Here is a 25,942-nt window from a genome sequence, read left to right on the forward strand (position 1 = left end):
ATGACCGAGCCCGCCTCGTCCGGTCCAGGCGCCCGAACGGTTGCCACGGACTCCCTCGTCGCCGCGCTGCCGATCGGCATGGTGGTCACCGACCTCGACATCCTCGCTGCATATCGGCAGGATCGTGCGCAGGATCCGCAGGCCGGGACGCCGATGGCACTGATCCGCCCGACGACCACCGAGCAGGTGCAGATCGCGGTGCGCTGGTGTGGTGAGCACGGCATCCCGCTCATCACCCGGGGGGCCGGGACCAGTTTGTCCGGCGGTTCGACAGCGGTCGACGGGGCGGTGATGATCTCGACGGAGAAGATGCGCGAGCTTGCCATCGACACGGCGACGCGGACCGCGGTGGTACAGCCGGGACTGTTCAACTCGGAGGTGAAGGCGGCTGCCGCGGCCAACGGTCTCTGGTATCCGCCGGACCCGTCGTCGTTCGAGATCTGCTCGATCGGCGGGAACGTCGCCACCAATGCCGGTGGTCTGTGCTGTGTGAAATACGGCGTGACCACCGACTACGTGCTCGGCCTCGAGGTGGTGCTCGCCGATGGTCGCGCGGTGCGGCTCGGCGGCATGCAGCTGAAGGACTCCGCCGGACTGTCACTGACCAAACTGTTCGTCGGCAGCGAAGGGCTGCTCGGCATCATCACCGAGGTCACCCTGCGCCTGCTGCCGCCGCAGGCGCCGGCCTCCACCGTCGTGGGAACCTTCGCGTCGGTCCACGAGGCCAGCCAGGCAGTCCTGGCGATCACGTCGCAGATCCGGCCGGCGATGCTCGAGTTCATGGACTCGGTCTCCATCAACGCCGTGGAGGACATGCTGCGGATGGGGCTGGACCGGGAGGCCGGCGCGCTTCTGGTGGCCCAGTCGGATGCTCCGGGGCCGGCCGGAGCAGCCGAGGTGGAGATCATCTCGCAGGCGTTCGAAGTTCACGGCGCAAGCGAGGTGTTCGCCACCGAGGACCCGCAGGAGGGCGAGGCCTTCACCGCGGCCCGTCGTGCCGCGATTCCCGCCGTCGAGAAGATCGGGTCGCTTCTGCTCGAGGATGTCGGGGTGCCGCTCCCGCAGTTACCCGCGTTGATCGACGGCGTCGGAACGATCGCCGCCGACAACCGCGTGCTGATCTCGGTGATCGCTCATGCCGGCGACGGCAACACGCATCCGCTGATCGTCTTCGACCCGGCAGACACCGACGAGGCCGCCCGCGCGCAGCAGGCCTTCGGCCAGATCATGGATCTGGCGATCTCCCTCGGTGGCACCATCACGGGCGAACACGGCGTCGGTAGGCTCAAGAAGAACTGGCTACCGGATCAGGTCGGCCCTGACGTCATGGATCTCACCGCGACCATCAAACGTGCGCTCGATCCCCAGGGCCTGTTGAACCCCGGAGTGATGCTGTAGTCGCTCAGGGACAGGTCCCGCTCAGCCATTCCGTTCCCGCTCATCCTGCCGGGTGCGCGGGAACGGAATCGGTGAGCGGGAATCGGGAAGGCTACGCGGACGTCGCGATCAGCCGCGAGTCCGCGATCGCCGCGGTGCGATGGCGAGCGATGAATTGGTAGTCAGGAGTGGTGACCATCTGCCGGAACGCGTTCGGGTTGGGGTAGCGGACCACCAGGATCGAATCCCAGCGCTCGTCGTCGGGACCGATCACGGTGGGTCCACAATCGCCGTGCAGCACCACCTCCGCGCCGGTCTTGTCGAGGTGTGCCGTGGCCGCCTTGGTGTACAGACGGTAGGCCTCGGCGCCGGAGATCGGCTGTGCGGGCGCGAGGTCGTCGGCCTGCGAATAGTCGGCGACATCGCGGAACCGGAGCAGGTTGAGCATGGTGACGGGTTGGTCGGCCGGTAGCTCGGACAGCTGCCCGAACTGGCCCTTGCGTGGGTCGACGGCGCGGCGGTCGGTGGGTGGGAGTTCGGTGCTCATGGGACGCCTCCGTGGGTCGGGTGGTTTCGGTCGGCGTTCCCGCTCACCCATCTCGTTCCCGCGCATCCTGCGGGATGAGCGGGAACGAGATCGGTGAGCGAGAATGGTCGCGGGTCAGTGCCTTTCGAGGATCGCGGACAGGTCGGCGCTGTCCGGCAGCGCGCCGTATTCGAAGTTGCGGTCCTCGCCGAGGCGGGCCGCGATGAATGCGTCGGCAACCGGCGCCGGTGAGAACCGTACGAGCAGAGACGCTTCGAGGGCAAGGGCCATCGACTCCACAACGGAACGGGCGCGCCGTTGCGCGGATGCCGTGTCGATGCGGGAAAGCTCGCCGAGGTGGTCGCGGAGGCCGTCGAGATGGACATCGAGTATCCGGTTCGATCCGCGGGCCAGGGAGACCTCGGCATCGAAGGCGGCCACTGACTCGGGCTCACGGGTCATCGCGCGCAGCACGTCCAGCGCGATCACGTTGCCCGACCCCTCCCAGACGGCCATCACAGGCTGTTCGCGGTACCGCATCGCCAGTGGGAAATCCTCGGTGTAACCGTTGCCGCCCAGGCACTCCAGCGCCTCGTAGGAGTGGTGCGGGCCGCGCTTGCAGATCCAGTACTTGGCGACCGCGGTGGCCAGTCGCCGGAAGGCGCGCTCCTGATCGTTGGCGTCCTCGTCGTGGGCGCGGGCCAGACGGATCGCGGTGACCGTCGCGGCCTCGGATTCCAGCGACAGGTCGGCGAGTACGGCGGCCATCGCAGGCTGATCGGCGAGCGTCGCACCGAACGCGGCGCGGTGGCGGGCATGCCAGACCGCCTCGGCGACGGATTGCCGCATGCCGGATGCACTGCCGAGGACGCAGTCCAGGCGGGTCTGTGCGACCATCTCGATGATGGTGCGCACGCCGCGACCCGGTTCCCCGATCATCACCGCGACGGTGCCGTCGAGCTCGATCTCCGACGACGCGTTCGACTTGTTGCCGAGTTTGTTCTTCAGCCGCTGGATGCGGAAGACGTTGCGGGTGCCGTCCGGAAGTACCCGGGGCAGCAGGAAGCAGGACAGACCTTCTCCTGCCGGGCCTTCGGCCTGTGCCAACACCAGGAACGCATCGGACATCGGGGCCGAACAGAACCACTTGTGTCCCGTGAGCAGATACTCGGCGCCGGGACCGCCGCCTGCCACCGGCTTGGCGACCGTGGTGTTGGCGCGGACATCGGAGCCGCCCTGCTTCTCGGTCATCGACATCCCGAAGATCGCCGACGACTTATCGGCGGAGAGATCGGGGGAGTAGCTGCGGGACAAGGCCTTCGGAACCCACTGCGCGGCGACGTCGGGTTGCAGCTCCAGCGAGGGGATGACCGCGTGGGTCATCGACACCGGGCAGGCGTGACCCGGCTCGATCTGACCGAACATCATGAATCCGGCGGCCCGCACCACATGGGAGCCGGGCTGCGGGTCGGCCCAGCAGCGGGTATGTGAGCCGTGGGCGATCGACGCGGAGATGATCCGGTGATATGCGGGGTGGTATTCGACCTCGTCGATCCGGTTGCCCCATCGGTCGAAGGTGTGCAGTTCCGGCGTGATCGTGTTGGCCAGGTGTGCGTCGTGCTGGAACTGTTCGCTGCCGACCAAGGCGCCGATCTCGCGCAGCTCGTCATCCGCCCAGCCGCCGTCGTGGCGTTGAACAGCCTCGCGGAGAACGGTGTTGAGCTCGTACTCGTTGATGTCCCGACGGGGAGCGGACTGGTTGAGAACCGTGTGTGTGACGTGGGGCTGCGGTGTGGTGTGTGTGTCGAACTGCGTCATCGTATTTCCTTCTCATCTCGTTGGTCGAGTGCCATGGGCTCATGTCGCCGGTCGAGTGCCTTGACCTCATCCCGCTGGTCGAATGCCGTGACTTCATCCCGCGGCTCGAGTGCCTCATGAACCTCACCCCGCTGGTCGAGTAGCCGCGAACGAAGTGAGTGGCGTATCGAGACCACCCGTCAGAGTTCGATCGAGAACCTGCTCGGGTATCTGCAGATTCGTGAAGATCACGGCAACAGCATCTTCGAGGTTGTCGTCGAAATCGGGCCCGGTCGCGGCCTTTTGGACGATGAGCCCGAAGATCGCCGACCAGAACGCTTTTGCCTCCACGCCGATCTCGGCGCGCAGTTGCCAACCGGTCCGGACCAAGGTGCGCATCAGAGCCTCTTCGCCGCGTTCGTGGAGGGTACGCAGCGTATCGCTGATGCCGTCCCGGAGATCTGGGCGGCGCGAGACGAGGAGCATGGCAGTGGTGAAGAGTTCGACGTTTCGGGCCTGTGATCCGAGCAGCGAACTCACCAGGGTGTTGGTGTACTCGCGCACCGTGGTCGCGGACGTGGCGGCGTCCTCCGCGTGGCGGCCGGCGCGCAGGACCGCGGCGCACGCCACCTCGACGAAGAGTTGCTCCTTGGAGCCGAAGTAATACGTGACCTGGTTCGGGTAGGCCCCAGCCCGCTGGCAGATCTGCGCGATGGACGCCGTCTCGCCCTGCTCAACGAACACCTCGGTGGCCGCGGACAGCAATGCGCGACGCGTCGCCTTACCGGCTTCACGCGTTCCGCGTCCGTTTGCGCTGGTCATCGCCACCTCGTCAAGTGTTTGTATGGAAAACAATAAATGACGAGATCGGTGGCGGTCAAGGACGGCTCGGAACCAACTTGCCTAGCAGGCCAGGATCACGGTCGAGACCGGCGAGCCCCGAGGGTTCAGTCGAGTCAGAACTATCCGCCCGGTGGATAGTTCGTATTCGTGAGATCCGGTTCCCCTTTCGGCGAATCGCCCTGACACTGGTGACTCGGACCACAGTCAGTCGAACCGTCGTCGATAAGGACAGATTCGTGTCTCACCAGAGGGCTCACCTCAGTCAGGTCGAAATCGCCACCCCGAACATCGCCACGTCGGCGCGCTGTCATATCGAGCAGTTCGGAGTGCGGGCATGACCGGCCGGACACCGGTAACCGGCGGCGCCATGCCCGGCGTGCACAGTGGCCCGCGGCGGTTTCGTGAGCAGCGCTGGCTGGTCGACGAGACGATCCGAGCGCAGACCATCGAATTCGATCAGCCACGTCTGGCCTACCATCTGGGCCCGGTCGGCGATGAACTCGCGCCGGCGGATATGGCCGTCATCCGTGGCGCGGTGCGCAAGCTCGACGATCACGTCCCGGTCGTCACCGGGGTAGCGCGACGCCGTGAGCGGTTTGCACGGGAGGCCGAGGATGCCGGGCATCCGCAGACGGCCGCGGTGCACTGGTACGCCGCGGCCCAACTGTGGTCGCTGGCCTGCTGGCCGGTATGGACCGACGAGGCGCTGGTTCGTGAGCTCGACGACCACAAGAATGTCGCCTATCTTGCCTGGGGCGCACATTCGGATCACCATGTCGAGCGCGTCGACATCCCTTTCGGCGCCGGCGCGCTCGCGGCCTGGTTTCACCGCCCGGCCGGTGTCGACGGGCCGTTCCCTACCGTGCTGGCCTGTGGCGGCATGGATGCCCCGCGCGAGATCGTCGTATCCCGTGCCGCGGACCCGTGGCTGGCACGAGGATTCGCGGTGCTCGCGGTCGACGGACCCGGCCAGGGGGAGACGGCGATCCGGGGTGTCCACGTCACCCCTACCGCCTGGATCGACGCAGGCCGGGTGCTGGTCGATTGGCTGCGTGCGCGCCCCGAGGTCGACGACGACCGATTGGTCTGTGCCGGCACCAGTTTCGGATCGCACTGGATGACCCAGGTCGCGGCGACCTCGCCGGTGTTCCGTGGCTGTTCGGTTGCTCTGCCTGCCTTTGAACCCGGTCTCCGCACCTTGTTCGAGCAGGCCTCGCCGACCTTCAAGGCCCGGCATATGTGGATGGCCGGGCTCTACGATGACGAGGCCGCATTCGACGACATGGTCGGCGGTTACGATTTGCGCCCGCTGATCAGGGAGATGAACGTTCCGTGGCAAATCATCGGGGGCACGGCCGATGAATTATCGCCCACTGGCTGGGTCGACGAATTAGCCCGAATCTGTCCCGCACACTCTTCGATCACCAGATACGCCGGTGCCCGCCACTCCATGACCGACAGCCCGGCAACCGCGCTGGGCCCGAGCTGGCGCGGGCTGACGATCGACTGGCTGCACGACCGGGCACTCGGCAAGCCCGCCGATAACGAACATCGATTGGTCACCGCCGCAGGCGAAGTCGTCGACCTTCCGCACCCCCGCAGGAGCTGATCGGGGTCACGTCGCAAAACCGGAGTAACGAAGTGAAGGCCCCAAGTCGGCAGGCCGGCGAATCGCAGATTCCGGCAGTTGTCCCGGAGGAAGACATCGTCGAGGTGGCGCTTGGTAGGTCGCGGGGGAAAATCTGACCCTGCCAGACGGCCCGGATATTCGGTTCCATGGAGAGGTCGGGCCCTACCGCGGCGTTGAGCCGGCCGACCACCAGGTGATGGGGCATGAGTACATCGGTGTGGTCGAGGAGGTCGGCAGCGCTGTCGAAACCGAGCCCGACCGCCTCGACACACTGGCGAGACAGAAATCCCTGGTGCGGCGCCTTGGCGCGCCTCGGGCAGGATATGTTGACGTCGAGAGGCGCTCGAACGTGAAAACGGGGGCAGCAATCGTGAATGAAGTCGATCTCAACCTGATCCCTCATCTGCAGGCCTTGCTGGAGCTGCGTAACGTGTCGCGAGCGGCCGAACGAGTGCATCTGAGTCAATCGGCGATGAGCAACAACCTGGGCCGCCTTCGTCGGCACTTCAACGATGAGCTCCTCGTGCGCGTCGGCCGCGGCTACGAACTGACCGCGTTCGCGGAGACCCTGGCGCCACTGGTGAATGACGCCATGGAACGAGCGCAGGGCGCCATGAGACTGAATGCGCAGTTCGACCCGGCCCTGAGCGAACGCACATTCGTGTTGGCGGCGTCGGACTATGCGACGGCCGTGGTGATGCGTCCGTTGCGCAATCTGATAGCCGAGGCGGGCGCTCGGGTCAGCGTCGACATCATGCCGTCCTCCCGGATCCGGCCCGATCTGGAAGCCTTCAATCACATCGATGTGCTGATCGGACCCGTGGGTCAGAGCTTCGGGGGTGTGTCGCGACAGCTGTTCCGTGACGAGTTCGTCGCGGTGATGGACTCCGCAAACCCTCTTCTGAAGCAGAAACGGATCTCCGTTGATGATCTCGCTGCGGCGCCGCATGTGATGGGCGAGTTCGGACCGGGTGTCCAGACCCCGCCGATGCGCTTCTTCGCCGAGTTGGGGATCACGCCACGAGTAGCGGCGCGGGTGGCTGGATGGCAGGCGTCACCGATGCTCGTCGAGGGAACCGACCTGGTGGCACTTGTTCCACGCATGTTGATCCGACGGATTCATCAGGATGTGGCCATCACGACTGTCCAGCTCGACCCGGATCTCGAGATACCGGTCGTCGAATCGATGTACTGGCATCCGATGCAAGCGACCGACCCGGCCAACGTGTGGTTCCGCTCGGTGATCCAACGGGTCTGCCGCGAAATTGACACCACCGACGATCTGCTCACTCATCCTGTCCGCATCACCACCTAGACTCGGTCGACGGGCGGTTGGATGTTCAGCGCATGGCGATCGGGTTGACGGGTGCACCGACCGCGCCGGTGACGGGGATCGGTGCGGCGGTGAGAAGGAAGTCGTAGCGCCGGTCGGTGGCGCACGCGTCGGCGAGCGCGTCGAGGTTCCACATCTCTCCCAGGTAGAGCCCGATGTGTGGGATGGCGACCTGATGCAGTGGTTGGAAAGCGTCGTCGAACTCGTTGGGACGCACCTCGAATCCCCAGGTATCTGTGGCGATGGCCGCGATGTCGGTGTGGCGCAGCCAATCAGCGGTGGTGAACGAGAGTCCCGGTGCCGGACCTCCCGCGTAGGTGCCCCATCCGTCACGTAGGACCCGGGTCAGCTGTCCCGTTCGGATACAGACAAGGTCGCCTCGGCCTACGGTCGCGGTCGAGCCCTGCGCTTCGATGGTCTGGTCCAGGTGCTGGGTGGTGATGGCGAACCCGTCGGGGAGTTCACCGTCGGTCCCGAACTGTCGGCCGACGTCGAGGAGGACGCCGCGGCCGATGATCCGGTCTGCTGCCGTCTCGATACCGGTCACGCGGTCGCCATCGGAGGTGACGACCTCGCCCGCCGGGCGATCGTTCCAGGCGCGACCATGATCGAAGATGTGCCCCAAACCATCCCACTGGGTGGAACATTGCAGCGGCATCGTGACGACGTCGTCTGCGCCGCCGATGCCGTGGGGGAAACCCTGACGGCCGGCTTCGGCGTCGGAGCCGGTGTCGAGCATGGTGTGGATCGGGTTGGTCCGGCGTCGCCATCCGCTTTGCGGGCCGTCCATATCGAATCGCAATGACAAGCTCAGCGTTTGACCAGTGCGCACCAGTGCTGCGGCTCGGGCACGGTCGGCGTCCCCGATGTGATTGAGGGTGCCGTGAACGTCATCGGGTCCCCACCGTCCCCAGTTGGAGCAGCGTCGCGCGGCGGCAGCGATCGCGGCTTCGGGATCTCCGCGATCGAGCTCGGCGGGGTCGATAGACGAGATGTGTGAGGTCATTTCGGCTGACTCCTTCTGCGACGTGCGGTTTTCAGGCCAGAGGTCATCGGCATGTGTTGCGGAGCGAGGACAGTCCGGAGATCTGCGTCTCGAGGACATCGCCGGGCCGGAGCCAGCGCTGCCACTTGCCGCCGTTGCCGGCAGGGCTTCCGGTCAGGATCAGGTCGCCGGGCTGCAGCGGCGTGATCTGGGATGCCTGCGCGACGAGGGCGGGCACGTCGAAGATCATGTTGGCGGCCTTGTCTTGTTGCATTCGTTTGCCGTTCAGGTCGAGCGTGAGCTCGAGATCGCGGTAGTCGCCGACGACGTCTGCGGGGACGATGAACGGTCCGACCGGCAGGAAGGTGGGCCGGTTCTTGGCACGTAGCCAGTCCCCGCCCAGCGGCCGGTGCTCGGCCGGGAACTGGAGATCTCGGGCGCTGATGTCGTTGGCGATCGTGTAGCCCGCAACGTGGCTGAGGGCATCGTCGGGGGCGACGTTGTCGGTGACGCTGCCGATGACGACGGTGAGTTCGGCTTCCCAATCGGTCTGGGTGGAGTCCGCGATCAGGATCACCTCGTCGTCGGCGCCACACATCGCCGACGGCAGCCCCGCGAACAGAAATGCGCTGCCGGTGGCGGCTCGCTCATCGAGCATTTTCTCGGCGGCCGCACGTAGCTGCTCGTCGGTGCGATTGTCGTCTCCGGCTTTGCCGGAGACGATGATCTCCGCTACGTGGCTGCGATAGTTGGCGCCCGCCTGAAAGATCTGCCGCGGCTGAACTGGCGGCCGCACACACAGTTCGGCAAGGGGCGCACCGCCGGAGAGTGCGGACTGTGCGAGGCCGGGCAATTGCGTTCGGGCCTCGGCCCAGTTGTCGAGGACACCGAGCACGGTGGCAGGTCCGTCGGTGAGCGCGTTCGCTGGTATCTCGAGCACCAAGTCATGCGCGACCACTCCGGCAAAGGTGTGGTCGTGGTCGCTGAACGTACCTAAACCATAGTGGTCGATCCAACGTGTCATGTGTGCTGACTCCTCTTTCGGTGGATTGTGGTCGAGGCGCTGTCCGCGGCCTCAGAGGGCCGACACGACGGGGTGGGGTGCCGTAGTGATGGCGGCAGCTCCGGCGTACTCGGCTGAATCACCGAGTTCGGCTTCGAGACGTAACAATCGGTTCCACTTGGCGGTGCGTTCTGATCGCATGGTGGAGCCGACTTTGATCTGCCCGGTGCGCCACCCGATGGCGAGGTCCGCCAGCCAGCTGTCCTCGGTCTCGCCCGACCGCGCCGACAGTACGGTCCGGTAGCCCGCGGCGTGAGCGATCGCCACCACCGAACGTGCGTCGGTGAGCGTGCCGATCTGATTGGGTTTGACCAATACGGCGTTGGCGACACCGTCGGCGACACCACGTCGTAGCCGGCGCTCGTTGGTGACGAACAGGTCATCGCCGAGGAGCTGCACACCGCCCAGTCGAGCCGTGGCCAAGGCCCAACCGTCCCAGTCATCTTCGGCCAGCGCATCTTCCAATGAGACGATCGGATAGTCGCCGGACCAGGCGACGAGCTCGTCGATCAGCTCCGTGGAGGTGAGGCGGCGGCCGTTCTCGGCGGCGAGGACATAGTCTCCGGCAGTGTGGAACTGGGTGGCGGCGACATCGATCGCGATGGCCGCATCAGCGCCAGGGGTGAGTCCTGCGCGCTCGATGGCGGCCACCATGACATCGAGCGCCGATCGGTTGGACGGGAGAATCGGTCCGAGACCACCCTCGTCTGCGACCAGCGCGACCGGCAGATCGCGCTCGGCGAGCACCTGGGTGGCGCCGCGGCGCACCCGGCTGCAGATCTCGATGGCATCGGAGAAGCTGGTCGCCGACATGGGCACTACCAGGAAGTCCTGAATGTCGATAGATCGTCCGGCGTGCGCGCCACCGGAGAGGATGTTGACCATCGGGAGTGGAAGCAATGGGGCGCGCCCGGTGTCATCCACCGTGCGATAGAGCGGAAGGTGCTGGGCAGCAGCGGCGGCGATCGCGGTCCCGATGGACACTGCGAGGACCGCGTTGGCGCCGAGTCGGCCGAGGTCATCGCTGCCGTCGGCCGCGCGAAGAGCGGCGTCGACCTGAGGCTGGTCGAGCGAATCGATGCCGCGGACCGACTCGGCGAGAACGGTGTTCACGTTGCCCACGGCATCACGGACCCCGTTGCCGTCGTAGCGCAGGCCACCGTCGCGCAATTCACGGGCCTCGTGACGCCCGGTGGATGCGCCAGATGGGACGGTGACCTGGCCGGTCGAGCCATCCCGCAGGGTGATCTCACACGCGACGGTGGGTTTACCTCGGGAATCGAGTGCTTCCCAGGCGAAAGCTGTGTCGATGGCGGTGTCAGTCATGTAAAGCCTTCCAGATGTCGAGAATGGTGTCCGGCGGAGTCTGCAGCACCTCGCGGCCGAGCTGTCGAACGACGTGCTGTGCCGGCCGGGACAGATATTCGACGGGACTGCGTCCGTCGACACGGGCCAACAGCAGGCACCCGAGCTGACGGATGAGTTGGTCGTGGTCCAGGTTCGGTGCGTCGTCGACGCCGGAATGACTGTCCACAAAGGTGGCGGCGGCGTTGCGGTAGGCGCGTGCCATGTCCGGTCGATGCACACTCTTGAGGAGTAGGTGCCCGATGATCCAGGCTGGATCGAAGGTCGGGTCGCCAACATGGGCTACTTCCCAATCGATTACCCAGACGTCGTCGGGCGACTCACCGACCATGATGTTCTTGGGGGTGTAGTCACCGTGGACGAGACAGGACTTTGACGACGCCATGACATCGATCGTCTGGTCGATCACCGGTCGCAGGTCGGGGTGCCGCTCGGCAATCTGACGGTGGAAGGGATCGACGCGCAGCTGCTCGAACGCAAGCCGGCTGCTGAAGTCCGTGGTGGGAATGGCTCCGGAGGCACTGTCTCGTTGCAAGGTGGCGAGGAACTCGCCCAGTCTGGCCGCCACACCCACATCGATCACGCCGTCGAGCAGCGCTTCCTTCCACGTTTTCCACTGTATTGGTGCGCGTTCGATGACCAGAAATTGCGGCGTCAGGTCGACGACGGCGGGGGCCGACTTCGGATGGATCGCCCTGGCGGCACGCAGTGCTCGGCCCTCGGTGAGCAGCCGAGCGGTGTCGGCCTCCCAGAGCTCGCTGGTGCGGAGTTGCCCCAGCGCGCGTTTGACCACGAGATCAACGCCGGGGCCGGTCACTGCCAGGACTTCGTTGGACACTCCGCCGGTCAGCGCCGAGATCGTCACATCGGTGTCGTCGCTGATCAGTCCGCGTTCGACGAGGTGTGTGACAACAGTGTCTGTGATCGAGACTGCGTTCATCGTTCTCCGGCTTGTGTTCGTCGTTCGCTGTCGGGTTGGATCTCCGGGTTGACGACCGAGGCGGGGACGCGCCCAGACAATGCGTCGAGGACGTTCGTTGCGGCCTTGCGGGACAAGTCGGCCAGCGACCCGTCGGAACTGAACGCGATGTGCGGGGTGAGGATCGCAGTGGGGAGGGCACGCAGTGGATGCCCGGCAGGCAGCGGTTCGGGCTCGGTGACATCCAAAGCCGCGCCGGCTATCTGGCCGGCGGCCAGGGCTTCGGTCAGCGCATCGGTGTCGATAAGTGCCCCACGCGCCGTGTTCACCAGCACGGCGGTGGGTTTCATCGCAGTGAGGGCCTCCCGATCAATGATGCCTGCGGTCTCTGCAGTCAACGGGAGGTGTAGGGACACCACGTCAGCGGTGCGGAGCAACTCGATCACCGTGGGAACCGTCCGCACCCCTGCGGGCACCGGGCGCCCACGCTCGACGGTGACGACCTCGAGCCCGATGGCCTGGGCCCGAGACGTCACTGCCCGCCCGATGGCGCCGGTACCGAGTAACGCCAGAGTCTTGCCGCGGAGTCGAGTCGGGACGGCGGTGAGATTGCGGTTCCATCCGCCCGATGCGGTGTCGGCGACCAGCGGAGGCAGACGGCGTGCCAGCGCCAGGACCAACATCAGGGTGTGATCGGCGACTTCGTCGGTGCAGTACTCGGGCACGTTGCTGACCACCATCCCCAGTTCGGTGGCCCGCTTGACGTCGATGTTGTCGACACCGACGCCGGTGCGGGCGACCGTGCGACAACGGACTGCGGCCTCGAGGACGTCAGCGGTGACCTGCGCGAAGCAGGTGATGATCGCGTCGACATCGCCCGCGAGCGTCGCCAATGTGGCCGGATCGGTGGCGGGCGCAACCACGATCTCGGCGTCGATCGCCGACAGCACGTCCCGCTCGACGTCGATCGTGGCGCCCGGGTGGTCAGTGATCAGGATGCGTAGGCTCATCGACGCTCCCAGGCGGTGATCGGCTGTACCGCAGTCGCTTCGGCGATAGTGTTGGTGGAGCCGCCGAGCACGTCGACGGTGGTGGACACGACGTCCCCGGGCCGCAGCGCGGGGTAAGCGTCGCGGCCATGACGTCCCCACAATTCGGCCAGACACCCACCCTGGCAGGTGCCCGAACCGAGGAGGTCGCCGGGACGGATCCAGGTGCCACGGGATGCGTAGGCGGCCAATGCCGGGAATGACCAGGCCATGTTCGACAGGTTGTCGGTACCGATGGTGGTGCCATTGACCAACACCTGCATCGTCAGGTCGAATGACGGGCCACACGCGTGGGGTTCGAGTTCATCGGCAGTGACGAAGAACCGGCCCAGGGCAGTGGCCGAGTCCTTACCCTTTGCCGGCCCGAGATGCAGTTGCATCTCCTGGAACTGGGTGTCGCGCGCGGAGAAATCGTTGATCACCACATACCCGGCGATGTGGGCGGCGGCCTCCTCGACGCTGAGGTCACGGCCGCTGCGGCCGACGACGGCGCCGACTTCGAGCTCGAAGTCGAAGTCGTGTGCCCCTGGTGAGATCGCGATCCTGTCGTCGGGACCGGTGATCGCATACGGATTGGAGAAGTAGAACGTCGGGATCTGCCAGAAGGCCTCAGGCACCGTGGCATCGGGGTCGAGGAGTTTGGCGATCCCCGCCGTGTGCTCGGGGAAGGTGGAGAAATCGCGGAAGGTCGGCGGCTGCAGCGGGGCCAGCAACGCCGCACCGGCCGGGTCGGTTACACTTCGCCGACGACGCAAGGCCTCTTCGGCGACCTCGTGTATCCGGTGCTCGTCCTCGGTGGCCAACAACTCGCTGAGTGAGTCCTCGACCAGCAGGTCCACCAGCAGGTTCTGCTCGTCTAGGACTGCACATCGCGGACCGCCGTCGGTCTGTCTGCGTGCGATCTTCATGAGTCTCTCTCGTCAGTGAGGTTGTTCACCCGCGCCCGTGCTCGGCGTACGGGTTGAGCAGCTCTGCCTTCATCTCATCGGAGACGCCCTCCTCGGTCGCGGTGAATCCCTCAGCCGCAGGGAAGGATTCGGTCATCGAGAACGGCATCGAGCTGTTGCGGAAGATGTTGTTCGAACCGTCTGCGGGCTTCCAGATCCGCGGTTCCCAGTCGGGCACATAGTTACGGTAGCCACCCGAGTTCAGCTCCACGCGCATCGCGCTCGGCTCACGGAAGTAGAGAAAGTTCTGCTCGCCGATACCGTGCACAGACGGCCCGTATTCCATTGCGGTGCCTCGCTCGAGCAGAACCTCGGCACAGATGACGAGTTCTTCGTAGGTGTCGACCCAGAACGCGATGTGGTTGATCCGCCCGCCGCGAGACGAGGTGTCGAGAACGACACCGAGATCGTGAGACTTTTCGTTGGTGGTGAGCACCCCGAAGACGGTGATCGGCGCATCGTCGAGTTCGGTGTAGCCCATCGTTCGGTAACCGAGCACCTCTGAGTGCCACTCACAGAATCCACGCACATCGGACGCGGCGATGGTGACATGGTCGAGGAACCTCGGTGCGCCGGCGTGTGCCGACCGCTTCTCCGGACGGTCCGGATAGATCGACGCGTGATCGGGGTCCGCCGAATAGGAGTCCACCTCGTACACCAGGCGCATCGGATGGCCGTAAGGGCCGGTGAACTCGTAAGCGCGCCCATACCCGAAGCCGCCCTCAGACCACGTCCCGGTGATACCCGCGTCCTCGATACGCTGTGCCGCTGCGTCGAGCGCCTCGGGACTCGTGGTGCGCCAGGCCATGCGGTGCAACGCAGGCTCGATTCCGGGAACGATCACCACACTGTAGGACTGATAATCACCCCAGCACCGCAGATATACCCGGCCCTCGGTGCGCGCGAACTCACGCATCCCGAACTTGTCGACGTAGAAGGCCGCAGACGCATCGACGTCCTGGCTGGTGATCTCGAGGTGGATCAGGTTGGACAGATACTTATGCACGGCAGTGCCTCTCGGTGTAGCGATGTGGTCGTCGGGGAAAGAGGTTGTGACAATTGCTAGTCAGTCTGAAATGGCCCGCGACAATACGGAAGGGCGTCACGCCCATGAGTGGTATCGATCGGGCCGATGCCCGAGGCGTCGCTGGTCACGGCGAGGAGCCGATTCGCGTTGTCGCGCAGCACATTTTCGATGGTTCTCTGGTCGGTCAAGCCGGATGCGAGCAGATCCTCCACCGGTGTCGCCGTACCCATGTCGAAGGGGAAGTCGGACCCCAGGACGATCCTGTCGCTGCCGGCTACTCTAATCAGTTCCCGCAATTGACCACCGTCATGGGTCAGCGAGTCGAACCACAGCTGGGACAGATACTGCGACGGCGGGCGCGCGCAGGTCCGTGCCTCCGGACGCACCGCCCATGCCCGGTCGGAGCGGCCGATGGCAGTCGGCAGGTAGCCGCCACCGTGCGCAGCGACGATCGTGAGATCGGGGTATCGATCCAGGACTCCCGCGAAGATCAGGTGAGACAATGCCACGGCATTCTCGGCCGGTTGGGACACCGTGTTGGCCAGATAGAAGCGGTCGAGGCGTTCGTCCAGCGAGCATCCGAACGGATGCACGAACACGATGGCCTGCAACGACTCAGCAGTGGACCAGAATTCGTCTAGGCGCCGATCAGATAACTCGACGGTGCCTGCCTGCCCGCCGTCGGGCGCAGCTCCGAACGATCCGATTTCGACGCCGCGCAGACCACATTCATCAACCGCATGCCTGAGCATCGGCGCCATCAGTTCGGGATGTTGCAACGGTGCCACACCCAGGCCCCGCAGTCGATTCGGTGCCTCGACCACGAGGCCACGGACAGATCGGTTGATGCGGCGCGTGATCTCTTCGGCGGGTCTGGCGGCGAGGAACGGGTAGTAGTGTGACGGTGAGGGTGACACCACTTGGATATCGACTCCGGCGCCGTCCATCGCAGCCAATCGGCTGGTCAGATCGGTCAGCAGCGGCCAGCGGGACTGGATCATCTTCCCGGAGGCCGCCATTGACTCGGCGCCGTTGCGGCGCACTTCAAGATCTTTTGCGGCGCTGAGTCCTTCGGAGTCCAGCTGGTCGACAAGCGCTTCCACTTCAGGTAGTAGCACATGAGCGTGGACATCGATGATCGGTGTAGTCACGCCGGCTCCTTGACGGTCTGGGCCACCTCGTGCATGACGCCTGGTACATCGGGATTCGGAACTTCGTCGACCAGCCACGAAACCAGCTGCACAGACGACCTCACGATCAAGCTCGCGCGGGGTACCCGGCGTTCGTGGAACCGATCCATCACCTCGTGATCGAACCCGTGCGCCTTGACCACCTCGGCGGCCAGGACCGCAGCATCCTCGATCGCCATGGCCGCGCCCTGCGCGATGGTCGGCGGACAGTTGTGGGCGGCATCGCCGATCAGCACGACCCGTCCCCGGTGCCAGTCGCCTTCGACCAGATGCGTCGTGAACTGCGTGTAATGCACCGCGGTGTCCTCGGTGATCGCCCCGGCGATCCCCTGCCAAGGACCGCCGTATTGCGCGGCCAGACGAGCGAGTTCAGGCCAGTCGGTGACGACATCCCGGTCCTGAGCCGGCTCGACGATGTATGCGTACATCCAGCCAGTACTGATGGGGCAGTAGCCGGCGATATAACGCGGCCCACCGTAGATCAATTCGCTGCGGGTGATCTCGGCCGGTCGCGGCACGATCGCCCGCCAGGCACCTGCTCCCGTCCCCGCCGGAGTGACATTGATACCGATCAGCCGACGGACGGTCGAGTTGATCCCATCTGCGCCGACCAAGAGGTCGAACACCCGCTGTCCACCGTCGGAGAAGGTCACCGTGACACCGTCATCCGACTGTTCCACCCCCGTGACCTCGGTGCTGTAGGTCACCTGTGCACCTGCTCGTTCCGCGCGTGCTCGCACGATCTCGGTGAGGTCGGGCCTGTACATACCCAACGACGCCGGCAGGTCCTCACCGCCCGTTCGGACATCGTCCAGTTCGACCACGACGGTGGCGTCCGGATCAGGAGCGCGGATGGCCATCGAGTCCGATGGGTACCCCTTCTTCAGCATCTCGGGCCACACACCGATGTCCCGAAGTACCCGTAGCGCGTTGCCCTGCAGAGTAATGCCCGATCCCAGCGTCGTGAAGCCGGCGCCCTTCTCCAGAACCTCCACCTCGATCCCGGCATCAGCCAGGAACACCGCCAACGTCAGACCTGCCGCACCGGCGCCAACAATCCCGACCTTGTCCACGGGAACCATCGATGACATCCCTTCTCCAATCGCCCTGACCATTCGGCCGTCTCGGGACCGGGAAGTGCTTCATCGGCGATGTCGCGACGGCTCGGCCCCAGCCATGTGAGCTGTGCCACCACTGTCTCCGGCGCACGCGTAAACGGGAACCCTGTCTCACAAATGGTTGGTATCGGTGCCATCGATGCCAACTCACATCGGAACGGTTCGCGCAGAGCAGCGGATTCGTCGCGACCGTTACATGGTGCGAGGTGTGCTTATGGTGTGGAGGTGAATGCCGCCGGGTGGTCGGGGCGCCGGTCTGATGTGGTTCGCATCTTGACCGTCGTCGCCAACCCCACTCCCAGGAGCACGAGGTACAGCGGGAACGCTGCTTCGGCGAGGGTCCAGGTCTGAAGGCTGAGCAGGGTGATGGTGCCGTTGAGCGCCGTGCCGACGTAGACCGTGGAACGTTCGGTGTCGGGACGGCGCCAGGCTTTCACGATCGTCGGGATTCCGCCGATCGCGTCGGCGGCGAGAGCGGCGAGAACCGCCAGCAACGGGTTGTCGAAGGTCAGCCACAGGACCAGGGCGAGCACCGAGACCGCACCGCAGGACAGGTCGAAAGCTGTGATCTGCCAATAGCTCGAACGATTGACGAATGACGCCGCAAGAATGACGAAGGGCCCGAGACCGATCGCGAGTGTCGAGATGGCGGGCAGGCCCACGCCGTCGTGGAGCTGGGCGAAGAAGGCGATCATCGGCGCGGCGCCCCACAGAAACCACGACACCCTGTTCGGTCGAACGCGGCCGCGCACAGTGAGGATGGCGTAACTGATGCTCCCGACCATCGAGAACGCGGCGCCGAGGAGCACGAACCGCGGATCAAGCACCACATGCCCCCACTGCTTGTCCACCTTTCTCTGGGGATGCGAGTACTTACATGCAAACGCGTCGGCCCACCCGAGGCTTCCCGGGTGGGCCGACGTGGGTCGCGAGTTGGGGCTACCCGATCACGGCACCGCCGGGTCTTTGCCGAATCCCAATCCGATATCGGCGGTGTTGCGTTGACCGCCAACCACATTGACCTGGACTGCGGCCGGCTCGTACATGCTCGCCACCACGGTGAACAGCCCTTCGGTGAGGCCTTCGATGCGGTAGCGGCCGTCGGAGTCGGTGGTCACCGAGGCGACGATCGTCTGATCGGGACCGATCGCCGACACGGTCGCACCCTCGAGCGGCGAGCCGTCGGTGGTGCGTACCGAACCCTGCATACCGCTGGTGGCAACCAGAAGGATGTCGACGGCGTCGGTGGTCCGGCCCGCGGAGTCCACTGTCACCAGTTGGCTGGCCGGCTGATAGCCGGGTGCCGATGCGGTGACCGCCACGGTGTCGCCCGCGGACAGGCCCGCGATCGTGAAGTACCCGTCGGAATCGGCGTGCGCCTGCGTCACAACGGCACCGGATTGGTCGGTCACGATCAGGTTGGCGGCGAGTGGGCGCGCGACGTCACGGACTCGCCCGCGCAGCACGGAGCCGCCTGCCAGGGTGAAGTCGCGGCGGAACACCGCATCGCCGACGACCGAGACCGTCATGGCCTTGGGGGAGCGCCCCGGTGCCGTGGCGATGACGGTGTATGTGCCGTCGGCGATGTCGTGCGCGGCGTAGGTGCCGTCTGCGTGCACCGCGGTGCTGCCCGCCTGGTGGCCGCGAGTGTCGGTGACGGTGATCGCGGCGGCGCCCAGGGGCGTGCCGTCGGCGGTGGTGATGCGGCCGGCGATGCGCGGGCGGTCATCTCGTGATCCGACCTCACCCGCGGAGTCGAGTCGATGACGGGCGCCGCTGGTGGGCGCTTCGTCAGCCGGCTCGGGTGTCTCCACCGAGACGGCGTCCTCGTGGTCGACGGGCGGGGTCTCGTCGGCGGCCGCAGGGGCACCGGCGCGACGATGCTTGATCGGGATGAACAAGGTGATCGCGACGCCCACGAAGGCGGCGATCGCGCCGATCACGAAGCACCACTTGAACGCCGCGTGGCTCGGCACCTCGGCCGGCCCGTAGGCCACGGTGGAGCTGGTCAGCACCAGCGCCATGACGGCCGATGCACTGGTGGTGCCGACGGACCGCATCAGGCCGTTGAGACCGACCGCCGCACCGGCCTCGGACATCGGCACCGCGCCCATGATGAGGGTCGGCATGGCGGCATAGCCGATGCCGACACCCGCCGAGCAGATCACCGCCGCGACTGCCAGCTGCCATGGGGCATCCATCAGCATGGACGCCACGAGGTAGCCCAGGCCGAGGACGGTCGCGCCGATCGCGAGGGTGAATTTGGCGCCGATGTTGTTGATGAGAGTGGCCGAGACGGGTGCGAACACCAGCATCATCAGACCGCCCGGTGCCATCCACAGGCCAGCGGCCAGCAGGGTCTGTCCGAGACCGCCCATCGCCTCGGGGATCTCGAGCAGCTGAGGCACGACGATCATCTGCGCCATCATTCCGAACCCGATGGCGATCGCCCCGATGTTGGTCAGCAGCACCGCGGGACGCGCCGTGGTCCGCAGATCGACCAGCGGCTCGGAGTGACGCAGCTCGAACATGCCCCAGACGAGCAGCACGGCGATCCCGCCGAACATCATGCCGAGGGTGGTGCCCGAGCTCCAGCCCCAGTCGTTGCCCTTCGAGACGGCGATCAACACACCGGACAGGCCGATGGCCAGACCGACGGCGCCGACGATGTCGAAGCGTCCGCCTGCGGTGCCGTCCTCGACGTGGGGGACCAGCAACGTGACGAGTGCGGCGACGATGACGGCGAGTCCGGTCGACACCCAGAACAGGGCGTGCCAATCCCATTGCTGCGCCACCCACGCGGCCAGCGGCAGCCCGATCGCCCCGCCCACGCCCATGGTCGCGCTCATCGCGGAGACCGCCATCGACGTCAGTCGCGGTGGTGTCACCTCGCGCATGAGGCTGATACCGAGCGGGATGAAGCCCATCGCGAGACCCTGGACGGCGCGTCCGACGATCATCGGGATGAGCTCGGAACTCAGTGCACACACCAGCGAGCCGGCGATCAGCAGGATGGTGCTGGCCAAGATGATGCGCTTCTTGCCGAACATGTCGCCGAGGCGGCCGGAGATCGGCATCGCGATGGCAGCGGCCAACAGCGTGGCGGTGACGACCCACGATGCGTTCGAGATCGACGTGTTCAGCAGAGTCGGGAGTTCCGGCTGGATCGGGACGATCAGCGTCTGCATGAGTGACGCGACCAGGCCGCCGAAACACAGCACGATGACCACCGCGATGGCGGCACCGGTGTGCTTGTCGTCGGTCAGTTCACTGTCCACGGGCACGGCGTCGCTCGTGGCCGTCGCATTGCCGGTTGGCGTAGTGGTCATAAGGGCACCCTCCTTCGAGATATGTACCCTACATATGTATGGTGCACATGCCAAACCGAGAGTATGTTCTCCGTTGAAATCGGAGGTGGGGAGGACCTGGGTATGCCCGATGCCGGCGACATTTCGTTCTGGGAGTCACCGGTCTACCGTGACCTGGCGGAAGAGCTGCTGCGGATGAGCAGGCGGCGCACCAATGTCTTTCCCGGAGCGCGCCTGGAGACCTCGGCTTTCGGCATTCTCTGGACGTTGTCCGATGGCCGGGCCCGCACCCTGCGTGAACTCGGCGAGGAGCTCGACCTCGAACAGTCGACGGTGAATCGACAGGTGAACGCGGCCATCAAACATGGCTACCTGGAGAGGTTCGAGGTGTCAGGGCAGCTGAGTCGACTGATCCGTCCGACCGCTCTGGGTATCGAGGCGTTCGAGCATGACGGCATGCTGCGCGCCGAACGACTGGTGCGAGTGTTCTCCGATCTCACACCGGGTGCGCCCGATGCGCTGCTCCACGAGTTGCGGTCCTTCAACGACGCCTATGACCGGACCATCGCTCGTCAGCATCACCAGGAGCACGCCGCTCGGTGAGACACCGGAGACGGTGACGCAACGTATGGTCGACAGGTCGATGGCAACAGATAGGTCGACCGCAACCGATAGAAGGACTGAACTTCGTGGCAAACCAACGGACCATCGTGATCACCGGCGCGAGTGACGGGATCGGCGCAGTCGCTGCGCGGGAACTCGCCGGACCCGGCGTCGACCTCGTCGTAGTGGGTCGTTCGGCCGAGAAGACCAAGGCAGTGGCCGACGAGACCGGTGCCACCGCATTCGTTGCGGACTTCGCGAAGCTCGACGACGTCCGACGTCTTGCCGACGAGATCCGGGAACGGGTCGGCACGATCGACGTGCTGCTCAACAATGCCGGCGGCACCTTCGACCCGAAGAAGCGGACCGCGGACGGCCACGAACCGAACTTCCAGATCAACCACCTCGGTGGCTTCCTGCTGACCAACCTGCTGCGCGACAAGCTCTCTGCCGACGGTGGTGCGCTGGTGGTGAACACCGCGAGCATCGGCAACCTCGCCGGCAAGGTCGACCTCGACGACCTCGACTTCGAGCGTCGGCGTGCGCTGGAATTGCGTTGCTACGGAACGAGCAAGTTGGAGAACATCTTGTTCACCCGAGGTATCGCCGACCGTTGGAATGGTGACGGAATCATCTCCGCCGCAGTGCATCCCGGTCCGGTGGCGTCGAGCTTCGGCAGGGATTCGTTCTTCGTCGGCCTGCTGTATCGCACGCCGCTGAAGAAGGTCGCCACCATCACGCCCGAGAAGGGTGCCGAACCCCTGATAGCGCTGGCGAACCGTGGCACCGATCCCGCGATCAACGGCGTGTACTTCAGCCGCCACAAGGCGAACGGGCCCCAGAACTCGCAGGCGCACAAGCAGGAACTCATCGACGGGCTGTGGCAGGCGTCGGAGCGGCTGGTCGGGATCGCCTAGGCGCCGCGCCTCCGAACTGGATCGACCATGGCCCCGTCAGATCGTGGCCACCAGCAGGTCCTCGCCGCTCGACGGGCGAGGACTGTCGGTCCTACCGGCGAAATATCGTTCACCGAGCGACGTGCCTGTCACATGCCGAATGTTCGTGAGACCAGCTGTGCGGGCAAGCGTTTCGATTTCTGAAGGCGTGTAGAAGCTGACGAACGGTGTCCCGGAGGCCTTGGCGCCCTCCTCGCTGGTCTCGAGACCGGAGCGGTCGGCGTCGTCGATCAACTCGGTGGGCAGCAGGTAGGTCATCGCCAGCGTTGATCCGGGCGCGAGCCGTGCGACCTGCCGAAGGGTCGCGGCGGTTGCCTCCCTGGTCAGGTAGTGGGAGACACCCGTGGAGACCACGACCGCGGGTCGGGCCGGATCGAATCCGGCGCCCGACAGCTTCGCCCACCAGCTCTCACCGTCTTCGAAATCGACTGGGACAAGGTGCAACCAGTCGGGTATCCCATATCCGAGTTCGACCAGGCGCCTGCGTTTCCACATCTGGGGTCCCGGTTGATCGACTTCGAAGATCTGCAGTCGCGCGGCGATGTCCGGCCTGCGCTGGGCGAAGGTGTCCAGACCGGCGCCCAGGATGACGTATTGGCTCACACCGCGCGCCTCCTGCTCGATCACCAGGTCCTCGATGAATCGGGCCCGGTCCACGATGGCCGCGCGGAATCCACTGGTTCCCTCCGGATTCATATCCGGCCGCTGGCGCCAATCATCTTCGGGGGCAACGAGTTGTAAGCCGATCTCGTCGGACAGCACGTGCGGCGGTGGATCCACCTGGACATGCATCGCACGCCACAGGGCTACACGCTCGGCCGTGCTCTCCGGCTCCTCGATCTGTTCGGTCACGATGGTGATCTCCCTTCTGTTGTCGACAAAGACCTCAACCGTCCCTTCGGAGTTCGGGCGGTGCCCACTCGGGCCACCTGGTGGCGCCGACCAGCACTCCCGCGGTGAACTCCGCGACGATGGTGGGGGCCGGGCCGAGTGCGCTGTTGTAGACGGTCGATTCGTCGGCACGATGGACCGCCTCGACCGCGAGTGGCCACAGTCGATGGAAGCGGGCGCGGATCTTGTTCTCGGGCACAGAATGTCCGCCCGACACCTGACGGTGGCGGACCCGCAGCACCGCGATGGATTCGGGCACGATCAAGACGTGGAGCACGACGAAGTACCCGGCGTCATGCGCGCGGTCGATCAGGTCGAGTTTCGATTCGTGCGAAAAGACCGTCTCGGCGATGAATGAGCGACCCTCGGCGATCAGGCGGTCGCGGGTGTCCGCGGCGATTCTTGCCGCATCATACGAGCGTGCCTCGGCCTCGGCCGGCCAGCGCTGCCGTGCGATCGAGTCCGCGTTGACAAATACGCTCCCCGGCAGCAGCGGGCCGAGGGTGTACTCGACGAACGTCGATTTGCCCGAGCCGTTCGGGCCGATGACCAGATCGAGGCGTCTCACTCGACGTCGAGCACGTGGGTCGTTCCGTCCGGTCGGTATTCGACGATGCGGCCGTCCTCGTCGAGTGAGACGGTCGTGACACCTCGTTCGGTGAGCTCGTGTCGGTAGTCGGCCGCTGCCAGACTCTCGCTCACCAGGGCCCGGACCTGGGCGTTGAACGCGCGCCCTTCGTCAGGTGTGAGGTCGGTGGTCGGAACCGTGCCTGTCAGTGCGTCCTGCACGCGCCGCACTGATGCGGACTCGTGGGTGGTGAGTGCTCGGCCGACGCGCGCCCAATACTCGAGTTGTTGGCGGCCGGTCCGCTGCTGACGACGGCCTTCGGCGATCGCGCTGTCGACGAGGTCGGCGTCGACGCGGGTGACCTTGTCCGCGGCTCTGGTCATGGCAAGCCCATCTGTGGCACGGTACGAGCTGTAGCAGGGTGAAACCCAGTGTAGCAGGTTGCTACAGGGAGGTCAGTCAGGCGTTCTCCCGACGATGGCCGCCATCGAGTCGGCGGACTTCAGCCCCGTGCCGGTCAGGATGACGACCGTCGTGTCATCGCCTCCGATGGTTCCGTCGGCCAGGAAGTGGTCGAGCGCCGCGGCCGCGACTGCGCTCGTCGGTTCCGCGTAGAGGCCCCGTGCGGTCAGGGCCGCCACGGCCGCACGGATCTCGTCGTCGGACACCGCAACGGCCGAACCGCCGGAGTCGACCACCGCTGCAACTGTTTCGGCGAGTCGAACCGGACGCGCGATCGATGCACCCTCGGCAATCGTGGGCACCCGGCGCCCACGGCTTTCCGGGTCGATGCCGTTGACCCCGTCGGCGATGGTCGCCCAGTGCTCGGGCTGTCCGACGAGGAGTCGCGGGAGTCGGTCGATCTGCCCGGCCCCGAGAAGCTCGCGGAAGGCGATGTCGCAGCCGAGGATGTTGCTGCCGGCGCCGGCGACCAGTACCACGTTGTCGGGTGCGGTGAAGCCGAGTTGCTCCCACATCTCATAGGCGATGGTCTTGGTGCCCTGCAGAAAGAAGGGATGCCAGTTGTGGCTCGCGTACGGGATCGTCGCGGATTGCCTGATGGCCTCGTCTGACACCTCGTCGCGAGTTCCGGGCACGAGTTCGATCTCCGCGCCAAAGGCGCGTGCCTGCAGTATCTTTGCCGGCGAGGTCGCCGCGGGGACGATGATCTTGGCGTGGATGCCGGCGGCGGCGGCATAGCAGGCGACGGCCGACCCGCCGTTGCCCGAGCTGTCCTCGAGGACGCGCGACACCCCCTGGCTGCGCAGGTGCGACATCATCACGGACACCCCGCGATCCTTGAAACTCGAGGTGGGATTGAACCATTCGAGCTTGAACCGGATGTCCCCGCGTCCCCACGGCAGGGAGACGAGCGGTGTCCATCCCTCGCCGAGACTGACCCGGACATTCCGGTCGACCGGGAGGACTCCGCCGTAACGCCACAATGATCGCTCGGCGGCGTCGATCTCGTTCGGAGTCAGTCCGCTGATCGAGCTCACCATCAGCGGTGCGCCGTCGTCGCCGCGCCATCGGCCATCGGTGAGCGGATGCGTTGTGCCCGAACGCTCCACCAACATGACGTCGGCGAATGCTGGGTTCGTCACTCCGCGAAATCCGTACTCCGGGTGAGCTCATCCCACTTCTCGATGTCGACGGCCAATGCGTCGAGAGAGCTACGGACGGCTGCCGCGGCGTCGCTGCCGAGCGCCAGGAAGTACGGCGGATCGGCAGATTCGGCAACTGTGATGAGAGCGGCGGCCGCCTTGGCCGGGTCGCCCGGTTGGGTGCCGTGGACGGTGTCGTTCTCGATTCGCCGTTTGCCTGCGGTGTCGGCGTAGTCGGCAATGGCGTCGGCCGACTGGGTCAGTGATCGACCGGCGAAATCGGTTCGGAAAGCCCCGGGTTCGACGACGATCGTTCGAATACCCAGCGGAGAAACCTCTCTGCGCAGCGACAGCGTCAACGCCTCGATAGCTGCCTTCACCGCCGAGTAGTATCCCGAGCCCGCCGGGGACATCCGGGCGCCGATCGAGGAGATGTTGATGATGGTGCCGGCGCGGCGGGCCCGCATCCCGGGCAGCACGGCTTTGATCGTCCGCGCCGTCCCGAACACATGTGTGTCGAACAGTTGTTGGACCGGCCCGTCCTCACCCTCCTCCACGGCAGCGCGATAGCCGTAGCCCGCGTTGTTGACGAGGACGTCGACGCCACCGAAACCTTCGGTTGCAGCGCTGACAGCGGCAGTGACCTGCGAGCTGTCCGTGACGTCGAGGGCGACCGCCAGGGCGGTGTCCGGATGGCGGTCGACAAGATCCTGAACCTTCGAGACGTCGCGTGCGGTGACGACGGCGTTGTCGCCGTGCTCGAGCACGGATTCGGCAAGTGCGCGCCCGAGGCCGGACGAGCAACCGGTGATGAGCCACGTGGTCATCGAGTTCCCCTTTCGT

General features: G+C 65.7%; 24 protein-coding genes. 5 read left to right on the forward strand and 19 right to left on the reverse strand.

What is annotated here, in order from left to right; all coding sequences use genetic code 11:
• Positions 1–1,398, forward strand: coding sequence for an FAD-binding oxidoreductase (locus tag ACLQ3I_RS07595; RefSeq protein WP_425801895.1), 1,398 nt, complete (start codon positions 1–3; stop codon positions 1,396–1,398).
• 91 nt (positions 1,399–1,489) lie between these two features.
• Here ACLQ3I_RS07595 and ACLQ3I_RS07600 read toward each other — a convergent pair whose 3' ends face one another.
• The 3 genes from ACLQ3I_RS07600 to ACLQ3I_RS07610 form a co-directional block, all read right to left on the reverse strand.
• Positions 1,490–1,924, reverse strand: coding sequence for a DUF1330 domain-containing protein (locus ACLQ3I_RS07600; RefSeq protein WP_425792316.1), 435 nt, complete (start codon positions 1,922–1,924; stop codon positions 1,490–1,492).
• A 114-nt stretch (positions 1,925–2,038) separates the two neighbouring features.
• A complete protein-coding gene (locus ACLQ3I_RS07605) occupies positions 2,039–3,721 on the reverse strand; it encodes an acyl-CoA dehydrogenase family protein (RefSeq protein WP_425800986.1) in 1,683 nt (560 codons plus the stop codon).
• Between the two features lie 123 nt (positions 3,722–3,844).
• Positions 3,845–4,522 (reverse strand): TetR/AcrR family transcriptional regulator C-terminal domain-containing protein, encoded by a 678-nt coding sequence (locus ACLQ3I_RS07610; RefSeq protein ID WP_425800988.1) that lies wholly within the window; start codon positions 4,520–4,522, stop codon positions 3,845–3,847.
• Between the two features lie 355 nt (positions 4,523–4,877).
• On the opposite strand from ACLQ3I_RS07610, the gene ACLQ3I_RS07615 reads away from it, so the two are divergent.
• Together ACLQ3I_RS07615 and ACLQ3I_RS07620 are read left to right on the forward strand one after the other, a co-directional pair.
• The gene (locus ACLQ3I_RS07615) at positions 4,878–6,152 is read left to right on the forward strand and encodes an alpha/beta hydrolase (protein ID WP_425800990.1); all 1,275 of its coding nucleotides are present in this window, start codon (positions 4,878–4,880) and stop codon (positions 6,150–6,152) included.
• A gap of 391 nt (positions 6,153–6,543) precedes the next feature.
• On the forward strand, positions 6,544–7,488 hold the full coding sequence (locus ACLQ3I_RS07620; RefSeq protein WP_267630547.1) for a LysR family transcriptional regulator: 945 nt from the start codon (positions 6,544–6,546) through the stop codon (positions 7,486–7,488).
• Between the two features lie 25 nt (positions 7,489–7,513).
• On the opposite strand, the gene ACLQ3I_RS07625 is transcribed toward ACLQ3I_RS07620, so the two are convergent.
• From ACLQ3I_RS07625 to ACLQ3I_RS07675, 11 genes are all read right to left on the reverse strand, one after another.
• A complete protein-coding gene (locus ACLQ3I_RS07625) occupies positions 7,514–8,512 on the reverse strand; it encodes a cyclase family protein (protein ID WP_425800992.1) in 999 nt (332 codons plus the stop codon).
• Positions 8,513–8,555: 43 nt separating this feature from the next.
• Complete coding sequence (locus ACLQ3I_RS07630) at positions 8,556–9,515, reverse strand: fumarylacetoacetate hydrolase family protein (RefSeq protein WP_267630545.1); 960 nt, start codon at positions 9,513–9,515, stop codon at positions 8,556–8,558.
• A gap of 51 nt (positions 9,516–9,566) precedes the next feature.
• Complete coding sequence (gene eno, locus ACLQ3I_RS07635) at positions 9,567–10,880, reverse strand: phosphopyruvate hydratase (protein WP_425800995.1); 1,314 nt, start codon at positions 10,878–10,880, stop codon at positions 9,567–9,569.
• The gene (locus ACLQ3I_RS07640; protein ID WP_425800997.1) at positions 10,873–11,859 is read right to left on the reverse strand and encodes a phosphotransferase family protein; all 987 of its coding nucleotides are present in this window, start codon (positions 11,857–11,859) and stop codon (positions 10,873–10,875) included. The genes eno and ACLQ3I_RS07640 overlap by 8 nt, the downstream gene beginning before the upstream one ends.
• Positions 11,856–12,848 (reverse strand): C-terminal binding protein, encoded by a 993-nt coding sequence (locus ACLQ3I_RS07645; protein WP_425800999.1) that lies wholly within the window; start codon positions 12,846–12,848, stop codon positions 11,856–11,858. The genes ACLQ3I_RS07640 and ACLQ3I_RS07645 overlap by 4 nt, the downstream gene beginning before the upstream one ends.
• A complete protein-coding gene (locus ACLQ3I_RS07650) occupies positions 12,845–13,795 on the reverse strand; it encodes a fumarylacetoacetate hydrolase family protein (protein ID WP_267630541.1) in 951 nt (316 codons plus the stop codon). Before ACLQ3I_RS07650 ends, ACLQ3I_RS07645 begins: the two co-directional genes overlap by 4 nt.
• Before the next feature lie 25 nt (positions 13,796–13,820).
• Positions 13,821–14,840 carry a VOC family protein gene (locus ACLQ3I_RS07655; protein WP_425801001.1) on the reverse strand — a complete coding sequence of 340 codons (1,020 nt, stop codon included), beginning with the start codon at positions 14,838–14,840 and terminating at the stop codon, positions 13,821–13,823.
• A gap of 56 nt (positions 14,841–14,896) precedes the next feature.
• On the reverse strand, positions 14,897–16,012 hold the full coding sequence (locus ACLQ3I_RS07660; RefSeq protein ID WP_425801003.1) for an amidohydrolase family protein: 1,116 nt from the start codon (positions 16,010–16,012) through the stop codon (positions 14,897–14,899).
• Positions 16,009–17,133: an FAD-dependent monooxygenase gene (locus tag ACLQ3I_RS07665; RefSeq protein WP_425801005.1), complete on the reverse strand. Its 1,125-nt coding sequence runs from the start codon at positions 17,131–17,133 to the stop codon at positions 16,009–16,011. Before ACLQ3I_RS07665 ends, ACLQ3I_RS07660 begins: the two co-directional genes overlap by 4 nt.
• Positions 17,134–17,381: 248 nt before the next feature.
• Positions 17,382–18,020 (reverse strand): hypothetical protein, encoded by a 639-nt coding sequence (locus ACLQ3I_RS07670; protein WP_425801007.1) that lies wholly within the window; start codon positions 18,018–18,020, stop codon positions 17,382–17,384.
• A 96-nt stretch (positions 18,021–18,116) separates the two neighbouring features.
• On the reverse strand, positions 18,117–20,498 hold the full coding sequence (locus ACLQ3I_RS07675) for an MFS transporter (protein ID WP_425801009.1): 2,382 nt from the start codon (positions 20,496–20,498) through the stop codon (positions 18,117–18,119).
• A 102-nt stretch (positions 20,499–20,600) separates the two neighbouring features.
• On the opposite strand from ACLQ3I_RS07675, the gene ACLQ3I_RS07680 reads away from it, so the two are divergent.
• Together ACLQ3I_RS07680 and ACLQ3I_RS07685 are read left to right on the forward strand one after the other, a co-directional pair.
• Complete coding sequence (locus ACLQ3I_RS07680; RefSeq protein ID WP_425801011.1) at positions 20,601–21,080, forward strand: MarR family winged helix-turn-helix transcriptional regulator; 480 nt, start codon at positions 20,601–20,603, stop codon at positions 21,078–21,080.
• 86 nt (positions 21,081–21,166) lie between these two features.
• Positions 21,167–21,997 (forward strand): SDR family NAD(P)-dependent oxidoreductase, encoded by an 831-nt coding sequence (locus ACLQ3I_RS07685; protein WP_425801013.1) that lies wholly within the window; start codon positions 21,167–21,169, stop codon positions 21,995–21,997.
• Between the two features lie 36 nt (positions 21,998–22,033).
• On the opposite strand, the gene ACLQ3I_RS07690 is transcribed toward ACLQ3I_RS07685, so the two are convergent.
• The 5 genes from ACLQ3I_RS07690 to ACLQ3I_RS07710 form a co-directional block, all read right to left on the reverse strand.
• The gene (locus ACLQ3I_RS07690) at positions 22,034–22,876 is read right to left on the reverse strand and encodes a class I SAM-dependent methyltransferase (RefSeq protein WP_425801898.1); all 843 of its coding nucleotides are present in this window, start codon (positions 22,874–22,876) and stop codon (positions 22,034–22,036) included.
• A gap of 46 nt (positions 22,877–22,922) precedes the next feature.
• Positions 22,923–23,495: a zeta toxin family protein gene (locus tag ACLQ3I_RS07695; RefSeq protein ID WP_425801015.1), complete on the reverse strand. Its 573-nt coding sequence runs from the start codon at positions 23,493–23,495 to the stop codon at positions 22,923–22,925.
• On the reverse strand, positions 23,492–23,878 hold the full coding sequence (locus ACLQ3I_RS07700; protein ID WP_425801017.1) for a TA system antitoxin ParD family protein: 387 nt from the start codon (positions 23,876–23,878) through the stop codon (positions 23,492–23,494). The genes ACLQ3I_RS07695 and ACLQ3I_RS07700 overlap by 4 nt, the downstream gene beginning before the upstream one ends.
• Positions 23,879–23,950: 72 nt before the next feature.
• Positions 23,951–25,099: a threonine synthase gene (locus ACLQ3I_RS07705; protein WP_425801019.1), complete on the reverse strand. Its 1,149-nt coding sequence runs from the start codon at positions 25,097–25,099 to the stop codon at positions 23,951–23,953.
• Positions 25,096–25,926 (reverse strand): oxidoreductase, encoded by an 831-nt coding sequence (locus tag ACLQ3I_RS07710; protein WP_425801021.1) that lies wholly within the window; start codon positions 25,924–25,926, stop codon positions 25,096–25,098. Before ACLQ3I_RS07710 ends, ACLQ3I_RS07705 begins: the two co-directional genes overlap by 4 nt.
• Positions 25,927–25,942 lie beyond the last annotated feature (16 nt).

Source organism: Gordonia sp. DT101, assembly GCF_049844895.1.
In the GTDB taxonomy this organism is placed as follows: domain Bacteria; phylum Actinomycetota; class Actinomycetes; order Mycobacteriales; family Mycobacteriaceae; genus Gordonia.

Bases quoted from the DNA above. Each gene is read 5' to 3' on its own strand.
- ACLQ3I_RS07680 (WP_425801011.1), top strand. From the start codon at position 20,601: ATGCCCGATGCCGGCGACATTTCGTTCTGGGAGTCACCGGTCTACCGT.
- ACLQ3I_RS07640 (WP_425800997.1), bottom strand. From the start codon at position 11,859: ATGAACGCAGTCTCGATCACAGACACTGTTGTCACACACCTCGTCGAA.
- ACLQ3I_RS07665 (WP_425801005.1), bottom strand. From the start codon at position 17,133: ATGGTTCCCGTGGACAAGGTCGGGATTGTTGGCGCCGGTGCGGCAGGT.
- ACLQ3I_RS07615 (WP_425800990.1), top strand. From the start codon at position 4,878: ATGACCGGCCGGACACCGGTAACCGGCGGCGCCATGCCCGGCGTGCAC.
- ACLQ3I_RS07610 (WP_425800988.1), bottom strand. From the start codon at position 4,522: ATGACCAGCGCAAACGGACGCGGAACGCGTGAAGCCGGTAAGGCGACG.
- ACLQ3I_RS07700 (WP_425801017.1), bottom strand. From the start codon at position 23,878: ATGACCAGAGCCGCGGACAAGGTCACCCGCGTCGACGCCGACCTCGTC.
- ACLQ3I_RS07595 (WP_425801895.1), top strand. From the start codon at position 1: ATGACCGAGCCCGCCTCGTCCGGTCCAGGCGCCCGAACGGTTGCCACG.
- ACLQ3I_RS07605 (WP_425800986.1), bottom strand. From the start codon at position 3,721: ATGACGCAGTTCGACACACACACCACACCGCAGCCCCACGTCACACAC.
- ACLQ3I_RS07710 (WP_425801021.1), bottom strand. From the start codon at position 25,926: ATGACCACGTGGCTCATCACCGGTTGCTCGTCCGGCCTCGGGCGCGCA.
- eno (WP_425800995.1), bottom strand. From the start codon at position 10,880: ATGACTGACACCGCCATCGACACAGCTTTCGCCTGGGAAGCACTCGAT.
- ACLQ3I_RS07675 (WP_425801009.1), bottom strand. From the start codon at position 20,498: ATGACCACTACGCCAACCGGCAATGCGACGGCCACGAGCGACGCCGTG.
- ACLQ3I_RS07645 (WP_425800999.1), bottom strand. From the start codon at position 12,848: ATGAGCCTACGCATCCTGATCACTGACCACCCGGGCGCCACGATCGAC.
- ACLQ3I_RS07630 (WP_267630545.1), bottom strand. From the start codon at position 9,515: ATGACACGTTGGATCGACCACTATGGTTTAGGTACGTTCAGCGACCAC.
- ACLQ3I_RS07650 (WP_267630541.1), bottom strand. From the start codon at position 13,795: ATGAAGATCGCACGCAGACAGACCGACGGCGGTCCGCGATGTGCAGTC.
- ACLQ3I_RS07625 (WP_425800992.1), bottom strand. From the start codon at position 8,512: ATGACCTCACACATCTCGTCTATCGACCCCGCCGAGCTCGATCGCGGA.
- ACLQ3I_RS07600 (WP_425792316.1), bottom strand. From the start codon at position 1,924: ATGAGCACCGAACTCCCACCCACCGACCGCCGCGCCGTCGACCCACGC.